This window comes from Nakamurella sp. (assembly GCF_048594475.1).
In the GTDB taxonomy this organism is placed as follows: domain Bacteria; phylum Actinomycetota; class Actinomycetes; order Mycobacteriales; family Nakamurellaceae; genus Nakamurella.
The window spans coordinates 1-2628 of sequence record NZ_JBMDXT010000527.1; the positions used below are offsets into that span (position 1 = coordinate 1).

Consider the following 2628-nt stretch of genomic DNA (forward strand, 5'->3'; position numbering starts at 1 on the left):
ACCGAACCCGTCGCCGACCGGCCCGCCGGCCCCGTCACCGACCGGAACCGCAGGCAGCGCCACCGTCATCGTCAGTCCCCCGCCGGGCGTGGTCTCCGGGGTCAGGGTGCCGTCCATCGACTCGGTCAGCCCGCGGGACAGGGCCAGGCCGAGCCCCAGCCCGGTCGTGTTGTCGGTGTCGCCGAGTCGCTGGAACGGCAGGAACACCCGTTCGTGGTCCTCCGCCGGGATGCCGGGTCCGTGGTCGACGACCCGCACCTCGACCCGGTCGTCGTGCTCGCTGACCCACACCGACGGGGGCCGCCCGGGTGGGCTGAAGCGGACCGCGTTGGCGATGAGGTTGGCCAGCACCCGCTCCAGCAGGCCGGCGTCCGCCCACACGTCGGGCAGCTCGGCCCCCTCGGCCCGGTCGGCCGCGGGACCGTCCGGCCCGGTCGCCCCACCGGCCGTCACGGTGACCGTCACCGACCGGCCGAGCTCACCCAGGTCGTCGATGGCGCGCGGAATCAGTTCGACGACGCTGATCGGCTGGCGGTGGATGGCCATCCCGCCGGCCTGCAGCCGGCTCATGTCCAGCAGGTTCTCCACCAGCCGGGTCAGCCGGTCCAACGACTCCTCCGCGGTGGCCAGCAGCTCCGCCCGGTCGCCGGCCGAGAAGGTGACGTCGGGGCTGCGCAGGCTGGTGACCGCGGCCTTGGCCGCCGCCAGCGGGGTGCGGAAGTCGTGGCTGACCGCGGTCAGCAACGCCGTCCGGAGCCGGTCCAGCTCGGCCAGCTGGGTCAGCTCGGCGGCCTGAGCGGCCAGCCGCTCCTGGCGCAGGGCCACGGCGGCCTCGGCGGCGAACGCGGCCAGCACCCGCCGGTCGCCGGCCGCCAGCACCGGCCCGCGCAGGGCCAGCGTCAGGTGGTCGTCGACGGGCACGTCCGCGGCCCCTTCGGCCGGCACCGCACAGGGCGGTTCCCCGGCCACCCCGACCACCCGCCAGGCCGCGGCCTCGTGCCGCAGACCGGGCCCGGCGGTGCTGCCCGGCACCCGCTCCAGCAGCGTGACGCTGTCCTGCCCGAACGTCTCCCGCACCCGGTCCAGCAGGGCCGGCAGTGGGCGTTCCCCGCGCAGCACGCTCCCGGCCAGCGTCGACAGGGTCGCGGCCTCGGCCTGCGCCCGGGTCGCCTGGGCCGTGCGCCGGGCCGCGAGGTCCACCACCAGGCTGACCGCGACCGCGACCAGCACGAAAGCCAGCAGAGCGAGAAGGTTCTCGCCCTGCGCGATGGTCAGCTCGTGGATCGGCGCGACGAAGAAGTAGTTGAGCAGCAGGAAGCCGAGGACGGCGGCCAGCACGGCCGGCAGCAGACCCCCGACCAGGGCCACCGCGACCACCCCGAGCAGCAGCGCCAGGATGTCGCTGGGCAGGCTGAGCTGCCCGCGCAGCAGGGTCAGCCCGAGCGTCAGCACGGGCATGCCGACCAGGGCCAGGCCCAGGCCGACGAGCTGCCGGCGGCGGGTCAGCGCGCCCGGCCCGGTGAAGCGGGCCCGGCGGGAGCCGGCCGGCGCCTGCTCGTGCGTCACCAGGTGGACGTCGATGGCCCCCGAGCCGGCGATCGTCGTCACCCCCACCCCGCGGGTGAACAGCTGGGCGAACCGTCCGCGGCTGCTGGCCCCGAGGACGAGCTGCGTCGCGTTCACGCCCCGGGCGAAATCCAGCAGCGCCGTAGAGATGTCGCTCCCGATCACCTGGTGGAAGGTGCCGCCCAGGCTCTCGGTGATGGTGCGCTGGCGGCCCAGGTGCTCCGGCCCGGGCCCGGTGAGCCCGTCCGCCCTGGCGATGTGCACGGCGACCAGGTCGGTGCCCTTGGTCCGGTCGGCGATGCGGGCCGCCCGCCGGATCAGCGTGTCCCCCTCCGGCCCGCCGGACAGCGCGACGACGACGCGCTCCCGGGCCTCCCAGGTGTCGGTGATGTGGTGGTCGGAGCGGTACCGGTCGAGCTGGTCGTCGACCTTGTCGGCCAGCCAGAGCAGGCCGAGCTCGCGCAGGGCGGTCAGGTTCCCCACCCGGAAGTAGTTGCTCAGGGCCGCGTCGACCTTGTGCGGGGCGTAGATGTTGCCGTGCGCCATCCGCCGGCGCAGCGCCTCCGGCGTCATGTCGACCAGCTCGATCTGGTCCGCCCGGCGGACGATCTCGTCGGGCACGGTCTCCCGCTGCGGCACCCCGGTGATCTCGGCGACCACGTCGTTGAGCGATTCCAGGTGCTGGATGTTCACCGTGGTGATCACGGTGATGCCCGCGGCCAGCAGCTCCTCGACGTCCTGCCAGCGCTTGGCGTTCCGGCACCCCGGCTCTTTGGTGTGCGCCAGCTCGTCGACCAGGGCGACCTGGGGGCGCCGGGCCAGCACGCCGTCCAGGTCCATCTCGGCGAACTCGGTCCCCCGGTAGCGGATCCGGGCCCGGGGAAGCTGCTCCAGCCCGTCCAGCAGCGCCTCGGTCAGCGGCCGCCCGTGGTCCTCGACGAACGCGGCCACCACGTCGGTGCCCCGCTCCCGGCGCCGGTGCCCCTCTTCCAGCATCTTGTATGTCTTGCCGACCCCGGGGGCGGCACCCAGGTACACGCGCAACCGGCCTCGCACCACCGG

1 protein-coding gene is annotated in these 2628 nt (G+C 74.7%); it reads right to left on the bottom strand.

Going from position 1 to position 2628, the window contains the following annotated elements; translation table 11 throughout:
• A partial coding sequence (locus tag ACOJUF_RS23700; protein ID WP_420124271.1) for an ATP-binding protein occupies window positions 1–2625 on the bottom strand: 2625 nt, incomplete at its 3' end.
• Between the last annotated feature and the right edge of the window lie 3 nt (window positions 2626–2628).